The sequence below is a fragment of the Chryseotalea sanaruensis genome, from assembly GCF_003990915.1.
GTDB lineage: Bacteria > Bacteroidota > Bacteroidia > Cytophagales > Cyclobacteriaceae > Chryseotalea > Chryseotalea sanaruensis.
This window is the reverse complement of sequence record NZ_BHXQ01000003.1, coordinates 541,479-564,330: the sequence shown is the minus strand read 5'-3', so window position 1 is coordinate 564,330 and position 22,852 is coordinate 541,479. Positions and strand designations below refer to the sequence as shown.

General features: G+C 39.0%; 21 protein-coding genes and 1 other RNA gene. 3 read left to right on the top strand and 19 right to left on the bottom strand.

Annotated elements, in window-relative coordinates; genetic code table 11:
* Positions 1–24: 24 nt before the first annotated feature.
* From argG to SanaruYs_RS10410, 3 genes are all read right to left on the bottom strand, one after another.
* On the bottom strand, positions 25–1,221 hold the full coding sequence (gene argG / locus SanaruYs_RS10420; protein ID WP_127122490.1) for an argininosuccinate synthase: 1,197 nt from the start codon (positions 1,219–1,221) through the stop codon (positions 25–27).
* 4 nt (positions 1,222–1,225) lie between these two features.
* Complete coding sequence (locus tag SanaruYs_RS10415) at positions 1,226–1,996, bottom strand: GNAT family N-acetyltransferase (protein WP_127122489.1); 771 nt, start codon at positions 1,994–1,996, stop codon at positions 1,226–1,228.
* A 452-nt stretch (positions 1,997–2,448) separates the two neighbouring features.
* Positions 2,449–2,850, bottom strand: coding sequence for a TerB family tellurite resistance protein (locus tag SanaruYs_RS10410; protein WP_127122488.1), 402 nt, complete (start codon positions 2,848–2,850; stop codon positions 2,449–2,451).
* A 146-nt stretch (positions 2,851–2,996) separates the two neighbouring features.
* Here SanaruYs_RS10410 and SanaruYs_RS10405 point away from each other — a divergent pair, with 146 nt between their 5' ends.
* On the top strand, positions 2,997–3,677 hold the full coding sequence (locus tag SanaruYs_RS10405) for a head GIN domain-containing protein (RefSeq protein WP_127122487.1): 681 nt from the start codon (positions 2,997–2,999) through the stop codon (positions 3,675–3,677).
* An 11-nt stretch (positions 3,678–3,688) separates the two neighbouring features.
* Here the strand turns inward: SanaruYs_RS10405 and SanaruYs_RS10400 are convergent, their stop codons facing one another.
* Positions 3,689–4,654, bottom strand: a complete 966-nt coding sequence (locus tag SanaruYs_RS10400) for a hypothetical protein (protein WP_127122486.1) — start codon at positions 4,652–4,654, stop codon at positions 3,689–3,691.
* Positions 4,655–4,687: 33 nt separating this feature from the next.
* Here SanaruYs_RS10400 and SanaruYs_RS10395 point away from each other — a divergent pair, with 33 nt between their 5' ends.
* Complete coding sequence (locus SanaruYs_RS10395) at positions 4,688–5,677, top strand: LuxE/PaaK family acyltransferase (RefSeq protein ID WP_127122485.1); 990 nt, start codon at positions 4,688–4,690, stop codon at positions 5,675–5,677.
* Positions 5,678–5,767: 90 nt separating this feature from the next.
* Positions 5,768–5,884, top strand: coding sequence for a lipoprotein (locus SanaruYs_RS20100; RefSeq protein WP_160118636.1), 117 nt, complete (start codon positions 5,768–5,770; stop codon positions 5,882–5,884).
* Positions 5,885–5,892: 8 nt separating this feature from the next.
* Here the strand turns inward: SanaruYs_RS20100 and SanaruYs_RS10390 are convergent, their stop codons facing one another.
* The 15 genes from SanaruYs_RS10390 to SanaruYs_RS10320 all read right to left on the bottom strand — a co-directional run bounded on the left by SanaruYs_RS10390 (position 5,893) and on the right by SanaruYs_RS10320 (position 22,789).
* Positions 5,893–7,044: a sigma-54-dependent transcriptional regulator gene (locus SanaruYs_RS10390; protein ID WP_127122484.1), complete on the bottom strand. Its 1,152-nt coding sequence runs from the start codon at positions 7,042–7,044 to the stop codon at positions 5,893–5,895.
* A 77-nt stretch (positions 7,045–7,121) separates the two neighbouring features.
* Positions 7,122–7,506: RNase P RNA component class A (gene rnpB / locus SanaruYs_RS10385), an RNA gene on the bottom strand.
* Positions 7,507–7,524: 18 nt separating this feature from the next.
* The gene (locus SanaruYs_RS10380) at positions 7,525–7,941 is read right to left on the bottom strand and encodes a YybH family protein (RefSeq protein ID WP_127122483.1); all 417 of its coding nucleotides are present in this window, start codon (positions 7,939–7,941) and stop codon (positions 7,525–7,527) included.
* Between the two features lie 185 nt (positions 7,942–8,126).
* Positions 8,127–10,802 (bottom strand): CHAT domain-containing protein, encoded by a 2,676-nt coding sequence (locus SanaruYs_RS10375; RefSeq protein ID WP_127122482.1) that lies wholly within the window; start codon positions 10,800–10,802, stop codon positions 8,127–8,129.
* Positions 10,803–10,804: 2 nt separating this feature from the next.
* A complete protein-coding gene (locus tag SanaruYs_RS10370) occupies positions 10,805–11,752 on the bottom strand; it encodes a hypothetical protein (RefSeq protein ID WP_127122481.1) in 948 nt (315 codons plus the stop codon).
* Between the two features lie 171 nt (positions 11,753–11,923).
* Entirely contained in the window at positions 11,924–12,904 is a 981-nt protein-coding gene (locus SanaruYs_RS10365) for a M23 family metallopeptidase (protein WP_127122480.1), read from the bottom strand.
* Between the two features lie 18 nt (positions 12,905–12,922).
* Entirely contained in the window at positions 12,923–13,978 is a 1,056-nt protein-coding gene (gene trhO / locus SanaruYs_RS10360; protein ID WP_127122479.1) for an oxygen-dependent tRNA uridine(34) hydroxylase TrhO, read from the bottom strand.
* 689 nt (positions 13,979–14,667) lie between these two features.
* Positions 14,668–16,131 carry a TolC family protein gene (locus SanaruYs_RS10355; RefSeq protein ID WP_127122478.1) on the bottom strand — a complete coding sequence of 488 codons (1,464 nt, stop codon included), beginning with the start codon at positions 16,129–16,131 and terminating at the stop codon, positions 14,668–14,670.
* A complete protein-coding gene (locus SanaruYs_RS10350) occupies positions 16,124–17,503 on the bottom strand; it encodes an ABC transporter permease (RefSeq protein ID WP_246011886.1) in 1,380 nt (459 codons plus the stop codon). The genes SanaruYs_RS10355 and SanaruYs_RS10350 overlap by 8 nt, the downstream gene beginning before the upstream one ends.
* Position 17,504: 1 nt before the next feature.
* Positions 17,505–18,827 (bottom strand): efflux RND transporter periplasmic adaptor subunit, encoded by a 1,323-nt coding sequence (locus SanaruYs_RS10345; protein ID WP_127122477.1) that lies wholly within the window; start codon positions 18,825–18,827, stop codon positions 17,505–17,507.
* A gap of 333 nt (positions 18,828–19,160) precedes the next feature.
* Positions 19,161–19,502 carry a DHCW motif cupin fold protein gene (locus SanaruYs_RS10340; protein WP_127122476.1) on the bottom strand — a complete coding sequence of 114 codons (342 nt, stop codon included), beginning with the start codon at positions 19,500–19,502 and terminating at the stop codon, positions 19,161–19,163.
* Between the two features lie 223 nt (positions 19,503–19,725).
* Complete coding sequence (locus SanaruYs_RS10335; protein WP_127122475.1) at positions 19,726–20,178, bottom strand: DUF6438 domain-containing protein; 453 nt, start codon at positions 20,176–20,178, stop codon at positions 19,726–19,728.
* Between the two features lie 42 nt (positions 20,179–20,220).
* Entirely contained in the window at positions 20,221–21,060 is an 840-nt protein-coding gene (locus SanaruYs_RS10330) for a substrate-binding periplasmic protein (protein WP_127122474.1), read from the bottom strand.
* A 101-nt stretch (positions 21,061–21,161) separates the two neighbouring features.
* A complete protein-coding gene (locus SanaruYs_RS20095) occupies positions 21,162–21,779 on the bottom strand; it encodes a hypothetical protein (RefSeq protein ID WP_160118635.1) in 618 nt (205 codons plus the stop codon).
* 2 nt (positions 21,780–21,781) lie between these two features.
* On the bottom strand, positions 21,782–22,789 hold the full coding sequence (locus SanaruYs_RS10320) for an amidohydrolase family protein (RefSeq protein ID WP_127122473.1): 1,008 nt from the start codon (positions 22,787–22,789) through the stop codon (positions 21,782–21,784).
* Between the last annotated feature and the right edge of the window lie 63 nt (positions 22,790–22,852).

Here is a 22,852-nt window from a genome sequence, read left to right as displayed (position 1 = left end):
TAAATTTGAAATTTAAAATTGCCGTTAATCCTTTACGGCTTCTTTTACCTGGTGGTAGATGGCAGTCTGGTTGCCAAATATTTTAGTAAAGCCTTTCACGTCATCACCTGTCCATCCCAGATTCATTTCACCATACTTGCCAAATTTGGACGACATCAGGTCGAAAGGTGATTCAATACCAAGAATTACAAACCTGTAGGGGAGTAGTTGTATATGTACATCACCAGTTACCTGTTGTTGTGTACTTTGTAAATAAGCTTCAATATCGCGCATGACAGGATCGAGGTATTGACCTTCATGCAGCCATGTACCATAAAATTGAGCCAACTGTTCTTTCCAGTTTAATTGCCATTTAGTAAGTACATGTTTTTCGAGGGCATGGTGTGCCTTGATGATCAGCATCGGTGCAGCTGCTTCAAAACCGACACGACCCTTAATACCAATAATCGTATCACCGACATGAATATCTCTTCCAATACCAAAAGGTGCAGCGATGTTCTGTAAATGTTGTATTGCCTCACTCGGATGTGCAAAAGGTTGGCCATTGACTTTAATCAGTTCACCTTGTTTGAAGGTCAGTGAAATTTGTTCACTCTCAGTTTTGCTGATAGGCGTAGGCCAGGCTTCTTCTGGCAGCATTCCCAGCGACTTCAGGGTTTCTTTTCCGCCCACAGAGGTTCCCCACAAACCTTTGTTAATGGAGTAAAGTGCTTTTTCAAAATTGAATTGTACACCTTTTGATTTCAGATAATCAATTTCGGCTTCTCTTGACAACTTCAGTTCGCGGATCGGGGTAATGATTTCCACGCCAGGCACTAATATGTTTAGCACCATATCGAAACGAACCTGATCGTTACCGGCACCGGTGCTGCCGTGTGCTACCGCATCGGCTTTTATTTTTTTTGCATAATTGGCTACAGCCAATGCCTGCGACATGCGTTCCGCGCTTACACTTAGCGGGTAGGTATTATTCTTTAACACATTTCCATAAATAAGGAAACGGATAACGGTGTCGTAATAATTTTTGGTTTCATCCACTGTTTGGTGGGAGGCCACACCGAGTGCTTTTGCCCTTGCCTCAATTTCCCCAATTTCTTTTGCATCGAAACCACCTGTGTTAACAGTAAGGGTATGCACTTCATAACCTTTGTCTTCACTTAAATACTTTACGCAGAAGGAGGTATCCAGACCTCCGCTAAATGCTAAAACAACTTTCTTCATGATGCTACCAGAATAGTGTTAGAAATGATTTCTTTTCAATGTTTGAGTTTTCGTTCTTCTTGCGAAGTGACTTAAGCAATACAAATTGCTTGAAGCGAATCCAGCGATCGAATAATTTAAAGTTACCCTTGAATTTCCTTCTGGGTTCTTGTGCGTCTTTTGCCAGTTGAGCAATCAATTCAGGCTTGCGTGAACTCTCTGCTTTACGCAACAATTCTGCAGCCATTATTTTTGCTTCTGCCGGATCAAACAACATACCTGTACAGATGCAATTCTTACGGCCTTTGCTCATGAGTATATCGTAATTCACGCAGCTTTGACAGCCCTTCCAGAATTCATCATCACTGGTAAGCTCTGAATAGGTTACGGGTTCGTAACCCAACTCTGAGTTTATCTTCATTACAGCCAAACCAGTGGTGAGGCCAAATATTTTGGCTTGTGGGTATTTCTGTCGCGACAACTCGAAAATCTTTCGCTTGATCTCAGTGGCTACACCGCTTTTTCTAAAAGCAGGAGCTACGATCAAACCAGAGTTGGCTACATATTTTTCGTGTTGCCAGGCTTCGATGTAACAGAAGCCTACCCACGTACCCTCGGTGGTTACGGCAATAACAGACTTACCTTCTTGCATCTTTTTTTCGATGTAAGCAGGCGAGCGTTTGGCGATACCTGTGCCACGCGCTTTGGCTGATTCTTCCATTTCGTTAGTAATGGTTTCGGAATAGCGGATGTCGTCAGCTGTTGCCAGTCTGACAATTATGGGTTGATTCTCCAATGTTGTATGAACAAAAGTGAAAGTAAATGATACTAGTGTGCAGCGCGAAGCATGCAAAAACACAAAGACACTACATCCTTGAGGCAGTGTGGTTAACTTAATAAGTAGTTAAAATGGTATCAGATACGCGCAAAGCGAGTCGCGCTTGGTCGCCTGGTCACCGTGCAGGCTTCTTTTAGGAACTGAGATGTTCTGCTAAAGGTTGGAGTAGTCGTAACTACTGTTGAGATGGTGATCGATGTTTTCAATTTCTTTCTAATGGTTAAGTAAAAAGCTAGATAAAAGGCATAATTGGTTTTTTAGTCCGGTACAAAGGTATAGTAAAATTATTTTTCCTAACGTAATTTTTTTATTGTTCAGGCGAACAACAGTTAGGTTCTTTGTTGGCAATGGTATAAAACAAAAAATCCGGCTTTGAGACCGGATCTTTTTCATCAAATCTTAAATGATGCTTATTTGAAAAACTTAGAAGCTTTTTTCCAAAGCATATCACGATCACTTGTAATAGATGGATCACTGTAAATGTTTGCAGACAATTCAGACACGACACCTTTTTTGAAGCCAAGTTTTTCAGCCATTTGCTCGCAGAAAATTATTTCACTTCTGAAAACCTGACCGTCCATTTTCATAAGTTGGATTAGGTAGTAAAGGTGCTCAAACTTTTCTTCCTGAGTCATACCATTGACATTGTGAATGGGCTTAGGGCTTTTGATCATCGACTCTACTTCTTCTTTGCTGATCCCGTTAGCCTTGGCAATGGTGTGGATAAGCTTGGCTTCTTTCTCTTCTACTTTGTTGTCGCTGGCAGCCAGGTTTATAAGGATGTTTAACTCTGATTTCTTATCGAATGTCATAACGTATAGTTGGTTTTGAGGGGCAATTTTGTTAATAAGGTTTAGAAATTTAATGAAATTTACACGGATTTTGTACATCCGAAGTAAAAAAATGAAAATATTGTGCAACCTAAGCCATAGCTTACTGTCTTTTAGAAAAATGAATTATGAAAAAGATTTTTTTCACCATATGTATAGGGCTTTTTAGTCTTGCAACCTTGGCTCAGGAATCTGAAACCAGAAAGCTTTCATCTTTTAGTGGCGTTAAGGTATCGGAGGGAATAGATGCCTACCTGAAAAAGGGGGGTAAAGAGGAGGTCAGGGTAGAGGCCACTGGTACAGAACTATCTAATGTAATTACCGAAGTATCTGGAGATTACCTTAAAATTCACATGGAAGAGGGTGTCTTTAGAAATCGAACCGTAAAGGTATATGTTACCTATGTTTCTATTAATAGTATTGGAGCCAGCTCAGGAGCGAATGTTTTTCATGAAGGTATTTTAAAGACGGATGACCTTACCCTAAAAGCCTCCAGTGCTGGTACGATTGAGTTGAAAACGGAGTCTAAAACCATAGATGCTGGCGCAAGTAGCGCAGGTGAAATTGTAGTTGAGGGAAGTGCAGGTACCGTAGAGTTAGATGCAAGTAGTGCAGGTGAAATAGATGCCTATAACCTTACATGCGATAAAGCTGAGGCAGAGGCAAGCAGTGGTGCTTCTGTTAAATTAATGGTAGTTAAAGATCTTGAGGCACGCGCCAGTAGTGGGGGAAACATACGTTACAGGGGTAATCCTGAACGCTCAAATACAAACTCGAGCAGTGGTGGGTCAGTTAGAAAATCAAACTAAAATGACAGATGCTAATTCAACAGAATTTCATTCGTAAATATCTCATTACTCTTGTTCAATTTCCGGTCTTTAATTGATACTTTAAGTTTAATTCTTTTGACACCAAATATTGTTTTGAAACCTGTTGAGGTCATATTGTAAGTAAGTATACCATCTAATGGTGTTGAAGAATCGCTTAGCTGAGGGAAACGTCCATCGTAAGTTGTACAAAACTCCTCACGCCAATTGTATTCTCTAAAATCATTGTCATTGCCATTAGCAAATTCTTTTACAAAAAAGTCTACTTCAATGTTGTAATGATTCGGGTTGATTTGAAAGTAAAATGTATCTTTTAAATGTAGGAATTGATTCCTGAATGCATCTACTATAGTGTCTTTAATAGGGTAACGTTCATCTACAATTTGTGCGTCTCCGCTGAAACCATAGTAATTTCGTAAATCATATTGATCATTTTGATTGCCCTGATTTAGGTTACCTATAAAAATGAAAAGATCGCGTACGGTAAAATCAAAACACTCTATTCGAGTATTATCAAATGTTGGAAGTTTAGTATAGTTTGCATAGTTTCTGTAGGTAATGAGCTTCCCATTATTATTTCTCCGGCTAATTACTTGAAGTGGAACAAACTCGGCTCTGCCATTTTGTAAAGTATCGGTGTAGAAAGTAACAGTTCCAACTTCTTTTTCTAATTCTCCACCCTCAGACAAATAAAAGTTTGTGTCATGGAAGGGATCATCAACATTGGTAATGAAATCACCCCCTGGAGTAACAATAGTACCTATACCTAAATCTCCGTCACCATCTTTGAACCTGATTTTCAAAATCAGGGAGTCAGGGTCAGAAAAGCCACCAAATTCTACAAATTCAAGGCTCTCAAATTCGATCGTAGGTGTCTCAGGAAACACAGGAGGATCAAAACAACTGCTAGTGGCAGAAATTATGAGTATGCTACCTAAAAATTTATGAGCTAATTTCACGGGCTATTATTAAACGGTTAAGATACAGAACGCTTGGATACTTTTAAAAGTTTTGAATTGCTTCTATCTTCTCTAAACGCACAAAGTTTGGATGAAATTGCCTTGCGCTTGTTTAGGTTTCAGGCCAGTGAAAATCTTGTTTACAGCCGATATTTAGAAGCTTTGCGTGTTAATCCTAATAAAATTGATAGGATTGAGGATATACCATTTTTACCCATTCGTTTTTTTAAAGACCAGACAATAAAAACGGGAAATTGGACTGAAAAGCTGTTTTTCGAAAGTAGCGGTACAACAGGCATCCAAACCAGTAGACACAGTATTAAAAATATTGAAGACTACTTGAGTCATGCTGAACATATTTTCGAGAAAAACTTTGGTTCACTAACTAACTATCATCTACTGGCATTGTTACCTTCTTATTTTGAAAAGGGTAATTCGTCTTTGGTTGCCATGATCGATCATTTCATAAAAAAAACAGGCTCGGATCACTCAGGTTTCTACCGCAATAATTATGAAAAACTGGTTGAAGATGTTGCTCGACTCAAGGCATCATCAAAAAAAATAATTGTGTGGGGTGTTACCTATGCATTACTGGATGTTGCAGATTTATACAAACCTGACTGGCGGGATGTATTGGTATTTGAAACAGGAGGAATGAAGGGACGCAGAAGAGAAATTACGCGCGATGAATTGCACTATCAATTGAAGGCCAACCTGAAGTTGGATAAAGTTTATTCTGAATATGGCATGACCGAATTGCTTAGTCAGGCTTATACACAAGGAGCTCACCTTTTCTACCCGTCCCACAGTATGAAAGTAATTATTCGTGAAATCACGGATCCGTTCAGAAAGGGGCTGATTGATGAAACCGGTGGAATTAATGTGATAGACTTGGCTAATATTTACTCTTTGGCTTTTATTGAGACGGAAGATTTAGGAAAAGTCAATAAATACGGGAATTTCGAGGTTTTGGGCCGTTCTGATAACAGTGATGTGCGTGGTTGTAACCTAATGGTTGAGTAGTCGTATTTTACGTTAAGATGAATTATCTGGCCTTGAATTTGTTTTATAGAAGCTTAAGTTTAAATTTGTTCTTCCCTAAAAACCACTAGAATGAAGAAATTAGTTGTAGTTATCGTAGCAGTTATCTTTTTAGCTTCTTGTAGCCAGTACACTTGCCCTACTTACAGCAAGGCTCCGGCACCTAAAAAAGTAGAGAATAAGATCTAATTACCTCTTTAAAGGTATTTTTTTACATCCTCTGCTGTAATGGTCTCATCGGCCATTATTACCAGTCGCTCCACAACATTTCTTAACTCACGTATATTTCCTGTCCAGGAATGCGTCTTTAATAGGCCTAAGGCAGTTTTGTCAATAGCTTTAGCCTTAGTTCCGTAGTCTTCCGCTATATCATTCAAGAATTTCGGCACCAGTAAACTGATGTCTTCCTTCCTTTCATCCAGAGCAGGTACTTTTATAAGAATAACGCTCAATCGGTGATACAAATCTTCGCGAAAGCGATTCTCCTCGATCTCTTTTTTTAAGTCTTTATTGGTAGCAGCCACAACCCTTACTTTCACCGGTATTTCTTTATCGCCACCTACCCTTGTTATTTTATTTTCCTGTAGGGCTCTGAGTACTTTAGCCTGAGCCGACAAACTCATGTCCCCGATTTCATCCAGAAAAAGTGTTCCCGCTTCTGCCAGTTCGAATTTGCCAAGCCTTTGTTTGATGGCAGAAGTGAATGCACCTTTCTCATGACCAAACAATTCACTCTCGATTAACTCTGAGGGTATGGCTGCACAGTTTACTTCTATTAAAGGGCCACCAGACCGCTTGCTTAGCTCATGTAATTGACGCGCTACTAATTCCTTACCCGAACCATTGGGGCCTGTAATTAATACACGAGCATCAGTAGGCGCCACTTTCTCAATCATTTCTTTTACGGCCTGTATGGCAGCACTCTCACCTACAATTTCAGTTCGCTTTTGTACTTTTTTGCGAAGCACTTTAGTTTCTTCCACAAGCGTGGTTCTTTCTAAAGCATTTCGAACGGTGATCTCGAGGCGACTCAGATCAAAAGGTTTGGAAAGAAAATCAAAGGCGCCTTTTTTAACTGCCTCAACAGCCACATCAATGGTGCCGTGAGCAGAGATGATAATAAAGTTAGTAGGGATACCATTGTTCATGGCTTTGCTCAGTACTTCCATGCCATCCATCTTTGGCATTTTAATATCGCTGAGGCAAAGCTGATATTCTCCAGTTTCTAGTTTTTTATATCCTTCAACACCATCAGGCGCTTCATCAACCTGATGTCCTTTCTCTGCCAGGATTTCTTTTAAACTGTTTCGAATTTTTTGATCGTCTTCAATGATCAGAATTTTAGCCATGGTAAAAGAATTGAACTGTAATGATAGGAATAAAATGAGTAAAGCCGCTTACCTGTTCGGTTCAGCGGCTTTATGTTTAAAAATGCAAGTCTATAAGCCAGGTTCTGTATCCCCCGACCGATCAGTCAGGGGACTTCTACCATTTATCTAAGCGATCTACCCATTCCGATACTTCGACAAGTCGAAGGTTGGTTCAAGCACCCAAAATCGGAACTTATTTGATCTTACAACCCGCAAGGTTTGCCATGCAGCCGATGTTACCATCAAGCACGGTGGGCTCTTACCCCACCTTTTCACCTTTTCCCTGATCTCGACAAGTCGAGTTGGGGTAGTTTGTTTTCTGTGGCACTGTCTGGCTTCCGTGTTAGCGGAATCCCCTCCTTTCAAAGGGTGCGGTGCTCTTAGTTGCCCGGACTTTCCTCCCTCCCGATAAATCGAGACAGCGGTAGAACAACTTGCGACACAAAGGTAAACATAAAATCAACTCGTATGATCAGCCACAATAACCCATCGACCATCTATTTTCTTCCAGAGGAGTGTAAAATGTCCTTGTGGCTCGTCTTTAGTTCTTAGTAAATGCCATTTGCCTATTACCATGGCCGATTCATCCGAAAGTTTTTCTATGCTGATGATGGTAAAGGTAAGTTTACCCATTGCTTCCGTTGTTGGGTAGCCTTTTTTGTAGCCATCAAGCGTAGCTTGCCAGCCATAATTGATACCTCGGCTGCTGATAAATTTTAAACTATCAGATTTCCAATAACCCTGCATGAATGATTCGAGCTTACCACTATTCCAATCTTGCTGCTGTTGTGCCAAGACCTTACGTATGGCGGTAAAGTCTTGATCTTGTGCAGCAAGAAATGAGTAAGAGAAAAGGAAGAGTATTACAATTTTCATATACCGTATATTTAGGTAATCACTAACTGCCACAGATTACGCAGATTTGCACAGAATTAATGCGAGTTATCTGTGAACGTTTGTGAAATCTGTGGTAAATAACTTTTTATAACGTAAGTCCTGCCAGACCAAAGAATATCATAGTGCCTTGCCTGAGTATGCTAAAATGAAGCATAAGACATCCATTAAAACCCAATTAAAACAAAAGGTGCCCAGTAGTATGGTGAGTTGTATACCTTACTGTTAAGCATTTTTATTTTAACCTGTTGCAGCGATTGTGTGAATGTGCTCTTTGTTTGTAGTTTGTTCGTGTAAAAATCTTCCATTAGTAAGGCAGTAGACTCATCTGCAACACTCCAGAACGACACCATTATATTTTTTGCGCCAGCGTATATCAATGCTCTTGATAAACCAATTACACCTTCGCCTTTAGCTATTTTTCCTAAACCGGTTTGGCAGGCAGAAAGCGTTACTAATTGAGCATTAAGTTTAAGGTTATAAATTTCTCCACTGTACAAATAGCCATCTTCACCATTACTTGCCTTTAAAAATATTTTGGATAGCTCAGGATTTAATTCATCCACAATACCATGGGTAGCCAAATGAACGATATCAAATTTTTCAAGTTCATCAGATTTTATCCTTCCCTCACTGGCTTGTTCATTGGTTGCAATTGTGGCCTTAGCCAATGCCTGATTAAATAGTGTACCTATATTTTTCACCTCTTCATTAGTTCCCGGAAGTGAAGTAAGGTTATCGATTTCATTAAATGTTATTGGCGCACAAAGTAAAATGGATTGAATCGCTTTTTTATCAGCACCATGTTTTTGTAACGCTAATGATGCCGAGAATTCATAGCGAACTGCATATTGCTTAATAAGATAAGAAGGACTTGAAGTCTCATCTTTTACAGGCTTACTAATAAGTGCTTCGAATGGTATAACACCTAAACGACCTGTAGGAAAAATGACCAGGCTGTTTATATTTTTTGGCAGAGCCGGAACGAGCAGTTTGTATAGTTTATGAGCTACGGTATTAAGGGTTCTATTTTCGTTGTAATAAAGCGCGTTTCTGAATCCAGTCAGGTATTTATCGAAGGTAGCATCTAGTGTATGTGTTACAATGCTTAATTTCTTTTGTGTAATTACGAAAATGTAGAGACGTTTAGAGCTGTTTACTTTACTATCATCAATAAAATAACTCAACAGTGCAGTCTCATGATCAGTAATTTTTTGCAGATCGCTACCAGATGGTGTCTTTGTATTAAACTTCAGGTTATAGTAATCTGGATATTGTTGTTCCAGGGACTTAGTGAATTCAAGGTACTGCTTATTTAATGCATAAAGTGACTCACGCAAATACACTTCTTCTTCGGCAGTTGGCTTTTGTGCTAGTTTTTGTGTGCAAAGTGTTATGGCAGATTTAATATTTTCTTCATCCTCAAGGAGATTAGCCGGTATTCCTGCAAATGATTTTGCGTTTACATCGGAGATGGCTTCCAGCAATACTGCAGACTTACTTTTTTCTGAAAAGTAAAATGCTTTTTCTCTATAATCATCGCGATCACCAAAAGCCACATCGCTCATGGTTACCGCAATACGCACAGCATCAGCATAAACTTCGTTGGCTACCGCACCAAGTGTAATTTTATCTGCTTCATTATTACTTTGCTGGCGCAGCTCATCTATCAGCGAATCACACGCCATGAGGTATTGAAGTCCTGTACGTAGATCTGAAAATTTTAAAGTCTTACCAAAATAACGCGCTTCAAAAGTCTGCGCTTTGTACATCATAGAGTATAGCAGGTATTTTCCATTATAGAATTCTACTGCTTTAGGAATGTTGTTTACGTCAGGATTTGAATAGTTTTTTAAATTACTGATTAACGCACCATGAAAGTAAGTAAGTGCTTGCGGGTAATTGTCTTTCAGTCGTTCAAGATTACCCAATGCATTTAATACAGATGCGATATCCGGATGTTTTTCGCCATAACTTCTTCTGTACTCTTCTAGTGCTTTCAAATAATAGACCTCAGCATTTTCATTGTTTTTCATTTGCTGATAAGTGTAGCCAAGCTGAAAAAGAACAAAGGCCTTTCTTGGGCTAGGTATTTTTATAAGCGTATTCCAGACATTAAGTGCTTCTTCTAAATTATTTATGGCGTCACCATATAATTCAAGGTTACTGTAAATAACACCTGTGTTGGTATTGTTGATAGCAATTTTCGCATGTTCTTTTCCATGCAATGCTAAATAGATTGGTAATGCTTTTTCATAGTATGTTAATGCCTTGTCAGGATCGCTTTGACTGTAAACCAAACCAAGGTCGTTATACGAAGCAGCAATTAGTTCATGATTTTGGGGAAGTATTTTTGAGCGGATCGATAATGCCATAAGCAAGTGCTCTTCGGCTTGTTTTAATTTGGCATCGTTATAATAGGCTAGTCCTAGTCCTGTTAATATTTTTGCCATGGCTAAACCTGATGCCTGCCCTTCCTTAGTCAATATTTGTTCTGCTTCCACTAAAACTTTTTCAGCTTGTTCATTCTTTCCCTGGTAGAGTAGGAGGTATCCTTCCATTGATTTTAATTCAGCCGACAGTAATCCTGTTGCACCGTCTTGCTTAACAAGTTCAATTAATGCTTGTGCTTTATCGTATTGCTGAAGCGATAACCATGACTCTGCCATCTTGAGCTGCAGATAGGGCTTATCGTTAATGCTTGCTGCAGGTAAGGTTTCATTAAGCAGTTTAATAGCTTCTTCACCTTTGCCATCCAACAAGAGCGAATCAACTTTGGTGAGGCTACCTTGTGCCAGCGCAAAATGATTTATTACTAATAGAAGAAGTGTGACGAGTCTCATGGTTAGAATCTGTAATTGTAACTAAAAGTTGTCACCATCACTCTTGTTAATCCGTCAGGGTTGCGATCGCGTTGCACAATTTTATGACCGACTAATAATCTAATTGAGTTTCTAACATTTAGATTATAGCCCGCGGTAACAATTCCAGATAAAGCTAATCCTCTTGCACCTTCTGGTTTTACTCGTGTGCCGTTAGCATCTGTAATTTCATCGTTTGTAATTCTGTAAATGGGTAGTAATCCTGCAGAAAAATTGAATTGCGAGAATCTGAAATTCCTTTCAGCGCGCAACATAACATCAATACCACGTCTTAATTCTCTTGCTTGGCTATATTTTTCTAAATAAGACTGGTCAGGGTAGTCGTTCCATTCTTCCCACAAAAATTGATTGTTGTTTTGGTTTAAAGGAATTTGAATACCTGTAGCAAACAACCAGTTTTTTGTTAGTACAGAAATACCAGAGATTGCATCGTAAGTACCCAGACTTGTTTGATAGTACATGGGTAAAGGTTTGCCTTCAAATCTTCCCTTGGCCTTTAAGTTTGAATCATTGCTAGGTATTTTGGTGCCAATAGAAAGATTTATATCAAAACGCTCGGAGGTAAAAAGACTTCTTGTTAAGCAAAGCGAGATATCGCCCAAGCCACCAGTTTGGTCGAAAGTGCCACTCTGAACCGTCTGATAAGGTAATTTAATTTGAAAAGAATTTTTACTGTTTAGGCTAAAGCTCATATCGGCATTGGCAACGTAAACAATGGGTGTGGCAGTGGTAGTGCCTCTGTAGAAACTGATTTCCATTGACCTAAGTCTTACCTTTAATTTTTTATTAAAGGGTTGATCTGGTTTCATGGCACCCATGGTACAAAAGCCAGCATCGCTGCAACCTTGGGCATTACCCTCTATAATGACGAGCAAAAGAAAAACAGGTAGTAAAAATCGGGTAGTGCACATATTGGGGATTTAGCTTACCAAATTTATAAGAAAAATGGAATCTATCTTAATAGAAGATATTGGAGACTACGATTTGGATTAAATGAGGAGCTATAAAAAGACTTTTAGCCTTCAATTGACCATGTATAATGGTCAATAGTCATCTGTTTGTTAATAATGTCTCCTTATAATTTACATTCCTAGCGATTGATTCTCTACAGACGCTAATTCAATAATCTTCTCGTACTCTGCGGCAGACAAGTCGTTAAAGAAATAATGCACTGGATTGATGTGTGAGCCATTAAGCATTACTTCATAGTGTAAATGCGGGGCAGTAGATAAGCCAGTATTTCCTACATAACCGATTAAATCTCCTCGTTTTACGTTTTGCCCTTGGCGAACAGCGAAACCATGCATGTGCGCATACCGCGTACGGTAACCGAAGCCATGATCGATTTCCACCATTTTGCCATAACCGCTAAATCGTACACTAACCTCAACCACTTTACCATCAGCAGTTGCATAAATAGGTGTGCCGATAGAAGCAGCAAAGTCAATGCCGGTGTGCATTTTCTTTACTTTATAAATAGGATGCACACGTGGTCCAAAACCAGAAGCTAAAGCAATCAACTGTTTGTTGGCAACAGGTTGTATAGCAGGTACTGCGGCTAATTGCTTTTCTTTATTTTCTGCAAGATTCACTACTTCGTCTTGCGACTTTGATTCTATGTAAAGCTTTCTGCGCAGCATATCTACTTTTTCATGCAGCTCAAGGATTAAGTCTTTTTGAACAATGTTCTTCTCTTTAATATCGGTATAACGGTCTGCACCACCGACACCCGCATCTCTTACCGATTTATCAATAGGTTCAGCACCCAGCACTACACGGTAAATGTTATCGTCTCTGTGTTCTATATTTCCCAGAATTTTTCGAAGTTGCTCAACTTCCACATTTAAGTTGTTATAATAGAACTCAAGTTCTTGCACCTGATTTTTCAGCATTACCTCCTTGGGGGATGCAAAGTAATTGCTATACAAAATGAGCAAGCCAACGGCAAGAGAAAGCGTAAGTGATACGATACCAAGCGTATTTAAAACAATATCACTGTTCTTGGTTCTTACCCTTTCGTACTTACAAGTTTCTGTGTCGTAATAGTATTTTATGCGTGCCATGTTGTGGACTAAATTTCTTTACAGTATTGTGGATGATTGATGATTAACTTTTCTAAAAGCAATTTTTTCTGAACGTCCTTTTCTAAAAACCTGACGCCCTTTATTAATACCCTTCCTTAATTCTTTCTGAGCTTCAGCAGGCATTGCTATAATTTCCTTGCATTCGTCAGAGCAGCATCCGTTAAAGTGTCCAGCGCATTCTTCACATTGTATAAACAGTAAATGACAGCCATCATTTTTGCAATTGGTATGTGTGTCACAAGCTTTGCCACACTGATGGCAAACACTTACTATATCTTCAGAAATGCGTTCACCAAGGCGTTCGTCAAACACAAAGTTTTTGCCAATAAATTTGTTTTCAAGACCTTCGTTTTTTACTTGTCTGGTGTATTCAATTATGCCACCATTCAATTGAAATACATTGTTGAAACCCTTATGACGCATCCATGCACTTGCTTTTTCGCAGCGTATACCCCCGGTGCAATACATTAATAAGTTCTTGTCTTTATTATCTTTAAGAAGGTCTTCAGCAATTTGAAGTTCCTCACGGAAGGTATCAACATCAGGCAGTACAGCACCTTTGAAATGTCCGACTTCACTCTCATAATGATTGCGCATGTCGATGATGATAGTGTTGGGATTTTCCGCCAGTTTGTTGAAATCAGCTGCGTTAACGTGTTGGCCGGTCTGCGTTACATCGAATGATGTATCATCCAAGCCATCGGCTACTATTTTTTTACGAACTAATATTTTTAATTTAAAAAACGATTTTCCATTATCATCCACTGCAATATTCAGACGCACACCATTGAGAAAATCGATGGAGTATAATTTTTCTCTGAAGATGTCCAGGTTGGCTTTGGGCGCACTTATTTGTGCATTGATACCTTCATGGGCTACGTAAATTCTACCCATTACACCTAGCTGATCGAGCAGCGTGTATAACTCATCGCGAAAAGCTTTGGGCTCGGCAAGCTGGTGGTATTTGTAAAAGGAGATCGTGATGCGCTCTTCACTGGAGTGTTGCATCTTTTCTTTTAAAATCCGCTTATCGATTCTATTGTGCAGGGCCATGGTCTATGTACTTGAAAATCAACCCACAAAGATAAGAAAAAAGCCTGGAAATACCGAATCATTAACCGGGGTCAACAATCACAATTTATTGTAAAGTCATTTTTTTGCCGACTAGAATCATGGAATTTCGAACGAAAGTCATTGCACAGTTTAATCTTTGGCTTTAAGAGACTTTAGCGCTACCAATTCATTGAAAAATTGATGCTATGAGTATTCGTAAACATTGCTTTGAAAAGGAATACAATACCAATAGAAAATTGGTAGTCATATCTAAGATAAAATTGTGCAATGAAAAACGCCCTGTTTATTTTTCTTGATGTTTGGTAGTACAATGCTTGTGAATGCTCAAGAAGAGCATGTTCAACTTGAAGGACTCTACGACTTATTCATTGAAGACTTATTGAAATTGTTCGTGGCCTCTCCGTACCGCTGTTTGGCCCTAATGCTGTGACAGGTGTTATTAACATTCTTACAAGAAAATTTACAGAACCAAGGCAATCTCTTTTCTTAGCCAAAGTATAAGGAGCACATTTGACAATTGTAAATAATTTTCTCAATATGCTCGATTGATTTATATGTAGTACTAATCACCGATAATTGTCATGATAAAAGAGTAGACATTGTAAAGGAGTCTGCCTTCAACAATAAATCAAGAGACCATTCTCTTCCGTTTATAACTGAAAAGCGTTTTACTCTGCGGTATACAACAATTGCTTCACTACGAAATCGTAAAGGGTTAATCTTCTCAACTCATAGAATGAAGTCCAGAATGATTTGAGCGCCTGCACGTAACTTCTTTTGGCATTGTCTTTCTCAGTAAGTGCAATGTTAAGATTGGTAATGTCAATTTTACCAATCAGATAGCGATTTTGAGCAACCTTGTATCGTTCTTGTGCTACCTCGTCTGCTTTTTTAGTGATCTCAATTTGTAAGCGAAGCATTTCGAATTGACTCACCTTGGTAATAATTTCTTGCTCGAAGTTTACTTCATCTTGCGCTATCACATAATCGTTCAATTTTTTATTGGCAATGGCTGTTTGCATGCGCGATTTGTTACGGCCCCAATCGATTATCGGTACACTTAGCGATAGGTTAAATTGCTGTTGGGGCAGTTGTGGATTTTGATACACTTCATTAATAACTGTTCCGTCATTATTGAGACCAAACGAGGCTACCAGGTTACTTTGAAAGCGTTGTCCGCGCGCTTGTGCTACCTCTCGCTCTGCTTCTGTACGCCTGCGCTCGAAAGCGAGATAATCAGCCCGGTTATTACGGGCATGTAACAGTGCGTCATCAATTGATATTTCAAAGGAGGGTATTGATTCTGGTAATACTAGTTGGAGTGCTTCATTCTGTTGCAACCCAATGTAAGAGCGCAACTGAAGACTGGCTGTTTGCAGATTTAAACGTGCCTGTGCCACATCTTGTCTGGAACGAAGTAGCTGCAACTCAACCTGTAGTAATTTGTCTTGAGAAGTCGTACCGATGTTGTACCGTCCCTGCTCAATCTTATAAATGGTATCATTATTGGCAATATTGAAGTTAGCGATCTGCTGGTTGATTTGTGCTTCCAGTACATTAAAGAACAAGCCAACCGATTCTTGTGAGATGGCTTCCATCTGTTCTACATACTCACGTCTCGATTCCTCGTAGCGAATAGGTTCAGTTTTTTTATTCCAGCGTAGTGGATTAAAAGCGAATAGAGGCTGACTGAGTTGTACGTTTACCATGGTGCCACGCCATTGTTCATTGGGGGTACCAGGATTGAGATTATTGTAGTTGTTAATGTAGCCTAATAAAGAATTAACAGACAATGAGCCGTTAGTCCAGGGGATGGGTTGTGATAATGAAAGCCCCATATTGCTGTTCAGCTGATTAATGCCTGTGTTCACAAACGTTCCATCATTTTGTTCTATGGGTGAAACTATTTTATTGTATGGCAGGTTTCCGCTCAATCTTAATTGAGGGTTATAATCGCTTTTATAAAATCTATACTGCCAATACCTATTTTCTTTTCGAGTCTCTGCCTGTTTGGACGCGGGTGACTGCGATTTTGATCTGGCAATCAGTTCATCAATGGTAAGGGTTGTTTGTCCGAAGCTAGTCAGCGAGATCAGGATGAAGGCCATCCCACACATAATTTTTTTATTCATAACGTAATGAGGCTATTGGATCCTGACTTGCAGCTCTTCTGGCAGGGGCAATTCCGAAGATAAGCCCTACAGTAGCAGCAACACCAAAGGATAGTAAAATTGAAGTGAAGGTTATTATGGTAGGAATGCCAGCTACAGCCGACACAATGAATGCTAGTGAGACACCAAGGATTACTCCAATCAAGCCACCACCGATGCTGATCATCATGGCTTCGAAAAGAAACTGCTGTATTACGTCTGTTTTTTGTGCACCAATGGCAAGTCTGAGTCCGATTTCTTTGATGCGCTCCAGTACCGAAGCAAGCATGATGTTCATAATACCAATACCACCTACCAGCAGAGAGATTCCGGCAATAGCGCCCAACACATAATTAAAAATATCGTTAGTTCGTTGTTGTTGTTTTAAAAGGAGTTCGGGGATTTCAATTTCAAAGTCAATTACATCGTAGTGTTTACGTGCTAATAATCTTGATAGAATTTCGGCAGTTGATTGAAGTTTTTCTGTTTCTGATACTTGTATAACGAGTCTGTCGAGCTGATGATAGTTCTTACTATCGGTATCTTCTTCTTGATTACTGTTCCCATCAATAAACACCATTCCTCTACTGCGCATGGCTGCTTTACGTAAGGCTTCAGCTGTTATAAGATCTCTATTTTCATAGCGTATCAAAACGCTTTGCAAGGGTGCATAAACATCCATGTTAAAGTCGCGGATACCGAGTTTACTGATACTGGCTTGCGACACGGTTCGCTCACGCAGTACACCTATAATGGTTAGCCAGTGACTACCTACTTTAATACTTTTCCCGATAGGATTCTCTGTAGGGAAGAAGCGGCTTTTAATTCCGTAACCAATAACACAAACAGCGGCACCAAGTTTTCTTTGCTCATCATTAAACATTTGCCCTTCAAAAAGTTGAAAATCATAGATCTCGAAGTAGGTTGGTTCTACACCCACCAGTTTAGCGGAGCGCCTTATACCATTTCGGATTATATTGGTGTTCAATAAAATCTCAGGACTGACCGTAGTAAGACCTGGAATGGTGGATTGAATACTGGTAACATCGCGTACTGTTAGTCCAGGTGAAAATTTTTTCTTATCAGTTTTTCCACCAGTCTCTTCTAGTTTTTCTTCCTTCTGCTCAATGATGGGCTTGATAACAATGTTATTGACGCCCACCAGCTTGATTTGATTTAGGATTTCCTGCTGTGCACCGTTGCCAATGGCCAGCATGGCAATAACAGCGGCCACTCCGAAAATGATACCAAGCGCAGTGAGTAGCGAACGAACTTTATTTGCAAGCACGGCATCAATGGCCAATAGCAGGTTTGCCAGCAAGCGGGGAGAGAAAAAAGCAGACAAGAACTTCACGTTACTGGTTTACGGATTTAACTAAACTGGCGGTAACTTGAGCATCTTCCTTGTCTTTACTTCGCTTGCCATTCATCTCGGGCAATAGCTCAACAGATTTATTTTCCAAACCTGAGGGTACAGAAAGATAAAGTTTATCATCGGTAGTTAAGCCACTGGTGATAATGGCGTCATTGGCATTAGTCTCACCTACGACTACTTCTTTCTTAATAATGTCTAATCCTTTTTTTAAGAACACATATGTAATGGTGTCAGATTGGCTATGCAGGCTTTCGAGGGGAACAAAAATGGCATCATTAATAACGTTAGCAATAATTTTATTACTGGTGGTCATAGATGGGCGCAAGGTGGGGTCTGTTCCGTTTATTTCAACATTTACTTCAAATACTTTAGCATCTGAATTGGGACGTTGTTCGCCTACGTTCGCAACATTTGTTACAACCCCAGTAAGTTTCTTGTCAGGATATGCGTCTAATCCTACTTCTACCACTTGCCCTGCTTTTACCTTGCGGACGTCTACTTCGTTTACGTAGGTCTTCGACATCATTTTAGTAAGGTCGGGTAACGTAGCAACAGTAGGCTCCCACATTTGTATCTGTGATCCGGCTTTAATAGGTTTACCGTCCCAGCCTTTTTCATAAATTACCATTCCGTCTTCTGGCGCTAATACATTGAACGACTCCATTACTTTTATCATGCCGTCAAACTCCGCCTGCACTTTGCGAAGTTCGGCCGCCACTTCACGCATCTTTTCAATGTTCTGCTTCTTTTTGATCTTATTGTTTTCTACAGCTTGTTCATATGCGCGTTTGGATTTATCGAGATTGATTTCTGCTTGCTTAATGCTGGCAGGTGGTTCAAATTTGGATTGTTCTAATACAATCCGGGATTCATCTACCGAGTAGGCAAGGTTGATGAGTTCATCGCGGGATTGACGCATCGTAAGTGTCGTGTCTAGCTGTGTTTGGTTAAACTTGGAGGTGGCCTTGTCCAGCTCAATCTGCTTGGCGGTATATTTATTTTGAAACTCTGATCGGTCTAAGGTGGCAATCCAGTCACCCTTTTTTACAACAGTTCCTTCATTTATAATGTCCTGGATGGTAACCTGCCAAATCTGAAAGTTTCGGAGCGATTGAGGCCCCATAATCTTTACAGAGTTTTTAGCTTCTAATTCGCCTGTTGTCTCAATCTCTATGCGGAATTCGCCCTTATTAACAGATGACAAAATGGAGGCTGTTTCGCCATCGTTGCTCTTTATTATAAAGAAATAGACTAAAATTGATACGAGAGCCACTGATGAGCCAATGAGGATTTTCCGTTTCATGCTGCGGTAGAGGTAGGTTTATATTGACGGTTTTTAGTTATGCTTACCAATCTTAATTCAATAGGTTACAAAAAAGACACAATTCTTTAGATTAAGTTACCCACAAAATAGTTTTAGTGTTACTCTTAATATTTTGTGTATACCTGAGTAAAGTTAATGTTTGTTGAGTTTACACTGCAAGCTTAACGAACTTCATAGGATTTTGATATATCATCACCAAGGGTTTTACACTTTTTTACAGTTTAACAGCCAATAAGTCGTGGGAAAGAATAGTTGACATAATTGACTTTTTTAAAGCGTTCAATTATTTACCAACTTTTAATTAACAGTGTTTTAACTTTTTAAGAAATCGCCATCAACGATGAAAAGTTTTGCGCCATTTTCGGAAAATGCCCGGTGTGAGCTTAGGTCATCAGATACTACAAAACTCATACCTTGACTGAAAGTTATTTTCTCCATATTCCCTAACTCTATTATAAATTCTCCCTGCAAGCAATGCACGATATGGCCCTTCTCGCACCAATGATCTGCTAAGTAACCCTTTTTATACGCTACAATTCTCAATCTTAGTCCTTCAAATTGCATAGTCTGGGCAAATGATGTTCCATGTTCGCCTGGGTATTCTATTTTAGGAATGGTACTCCAATTGAGTGTCTGAAATAAAATATGACTCATTATTGTAGTAGTTTAACTTATTGTTTTAGTGTTTTTAGTTTTTACGCTCGATTTTTCCAGCGTTACTTAATTCCCATGAGCCTTCAGGTGTTCCCTGTCTGTTTACTTATTGCGCGAAAAGTTCTTGTGCTTCTTTTTGAAGAGTTTCATTACAACACTATTTGCAAAGAATGCCATGATTGCCTCAATTATAAATTCTATTATATGCATGTTATCAACTTCTCTATCTAATCTCTAATTCGAACTTTCTTAAAATGGACGACACACTTTTCAATTCGTCAGGTTGCTTGTTACGCATGTTTATAACTTTTACTTTACCATTAACTTTGATGGTTAAGGTAATATTTGAACCATCTAACACATTCATATCTGCATAATTATCTTTAAGCCTGAATATTTTGGCGTCACGTACTGCATCATACAACCTTTGTACGCCATAAGTGCTTAGGGTAAGTTTACGAATTGTGTTGTCGTAATTTCGAATAAGTTCAAATTGACCTTTACTTGCTGTTTGCCTGATCATCAAGGAGTAATTTCCGCCTCCCCCTGGCTGAATGGGTGAATTCTCTATTAGCACTTGAAAGTCTTCGGGTATTTGTTTGGGTAGTTGGGTGCAACCAATAGTAAATAGTGAAATAATTATTTGAAGGCTTGACTTGACTATCGGGACTCGCATAAATCTAATTACTAATTATTTGAAGTACAGATTAAAGACACATTACATCTCTACTAACGATAGAAAACTCGAACCCAGGTTATTAACTATGTGCTTTCGGTATTTTATAGATTGTTTGTATTCTGGTGTAAGAAATTCTTTCCAGGGCATTTGCCAGTCGTTATTTAGCTGCATAGCGAAGCCTAGCTCCTCATTTTTTTCAGTGATCTTAACAGCATGTCTTTTAAGCGGTAATTTTGAACGTACAGCATAGATATATTCAGTCAGATCAATTATTCCAAACGATTTTGGGTTTTTAGTCATCTCATCCATTACCTCTAAACCAGAACTGATTTTTTTTACAGCTAAGGTTGGGAAATATTTTTTTTTAATGGAAGCCATATACAGTTCATGTGTACTTTGGCCAATAACCAATGCGGTATAATCCTTAAACTTTTCTGAACACTGATCTAGTGCTGTAATGTCAGGAGCGCTTTTGTGACTGAGTAAAATAACAGGATTAGTCAGGTAAGACTCTGTAAACTGAATAAACTTTTTTCTTTCTGGAGTAATAGTAATGTTACCTAGGCCAACAATGTTTGGTGTGGTTTTGATTTTTTCCAGAAACGAACTAAAAACAGGCTCTTCGGCAACGTATTTAATGGTTATTTTCTTGCCGTATTTTTTATGAACAAAGTCAGCAAAGTCGTTAAGAATGGCAATACATAAGCCACTGAGTTCCCCTGTATTGTCTTTCTGAATTAATCCTGGCTGTTGATAATAGATAATGCCAAGTGTTCCTTCTTCTTTTTTAAGTACCTCGCTCCAACTTTCCTGACATACGGCTTCTGATGATAAAATAGTAAGCAATGTGCTTACAAGTAGCAGAATTGACTTTTTCATTTTTTCACTTAGTATTTGCTTGAATAGCAATTAGCTAAGTAGAACGCAAAAGAAATGCTTTAAATAGCCTAATGAATACCTAATTTAGCTCATAGAGTTCCTTATTGTTCAGCCAACTCACCTCTGATTAGTTTATTGTAGTTTTCGCATGTTAGCAAACCATGCTTGTCGCAGAAATTACAGGTTTTGTAGGAGTTACCAAAGATACCTGCTTTAACAATTACAGTGGTGCCCTTGCAAACCGGACATATTACTTTGCCACTTGGCCCACAATCAATATCATAGTTTTGTGAGAATACTTCTTCAAGTTGTGCTGTTTCTGTTTTTCGTTGCGCCATTAAGTCATTTTCTGCTTTTTGAAGCACTGCAATGGCATCTTGATAATATTGACCTGATGTACCCTTTAGTTGTACGTACTTGGTTAGCCAGTCAACACTTTGCTTGTATTTGCCAATGAAGTAAGAATTTTTCCCAAAGAAATACGCAAGCTCTGAAGGAACACTTTTTATGTTGTCAAGCGCATACTTTAATTTTTTGTCGGCTAGTTCGTATTCACCGATTTCCATATAGTATTTACCTGAATCGATTTCTCTCAATAATATTGTTTTACGGTATTGCTCTTCTTGTATTTGGTATTCCCTTGCTTTTTCTGAAGGTGTTTGAGCCAACAAAATGCAGGGTAAGTAAATAAAACTGAATAGAATAAGACAATACTTCATACTCACAAAAATCTTTCTTTTGGTAAATCAAGCCACGCTAACGTTGAGTTGTGAAAAATATCTTCTTTCACCGATTTATCCAGTGGCATGTCTTCAATAAACTTGCCAATTTCTAAATCACCAAGCGGAAAAGGATAATCCGAACCCAAAGTTATTTTTTTTGACCCTACCATTTTTAAAACATACTCAAGCATAGGCGCATCGTGTGTTATACTATCCACCCAAAATTGACCTATATATTTTTTTGGTGCTATCGGATTATCAATGGCAACCAGATCGGGGCGACACTCAAAGCCGTGTTGTATACGTCCAATAGTTGGTAAAAATGAACCACCAGCGTGCGCAAAGTTTACTCTTAATTTAGGAAGACGCTCGAAGATGCCACCAAAAATCATGGAGCAAACTGCACGCGAAGTTTCTGCGGGCATGCCTACCAACCACGGAAGCCAATAGCGCTGCATATCTTTTTGCCCCATCATATTCCACGGATGAACAAGTACAGCCATATTTAATCGCTGACATGCTTCAAAAATCGGAAAGAAGCGGTCTTCATTTAAATTCTCATCGTTAATGTTGGAGCCTATTTGAATTCCAACCAAGCCAATTTTTTTACAACGTTCTAATTCCTGAATGGCAAGATCTGCATCCTGCATGGGTACCGTTGCGAGCCCTATATAATTTTTAGGATACTTCGCTACAAGTTCAGCAATATGATCGTTAAGAAATTTTGAAACCTCCAGACAATCATTGGGTTTGGCCCAATATGAAAACATTACAGGAATGGTGCAGACAACTTGTACCTGCGTGTTAAAATTTGCGTATTCTTCAATCCGTATGTCTGGATCCCAGCAGTTATCTTTTATTTCTCTAAAGAATTGGTTGCCACGCATCATTTTAGCATATCCTGCTTTATGGTGTTGCAGGTAAATAAAATCTCCATAGCCAAACTTTTCACTCCAGTTCGGCAGGTCTTTAGGAATAATATGGGTATGCGAGTCTATTTTAAGCATTTCGGAAAATGGCAATCCCGAAATATCGTTGTTTTACATGAGTAAGTAAAATGCAGTTTCACA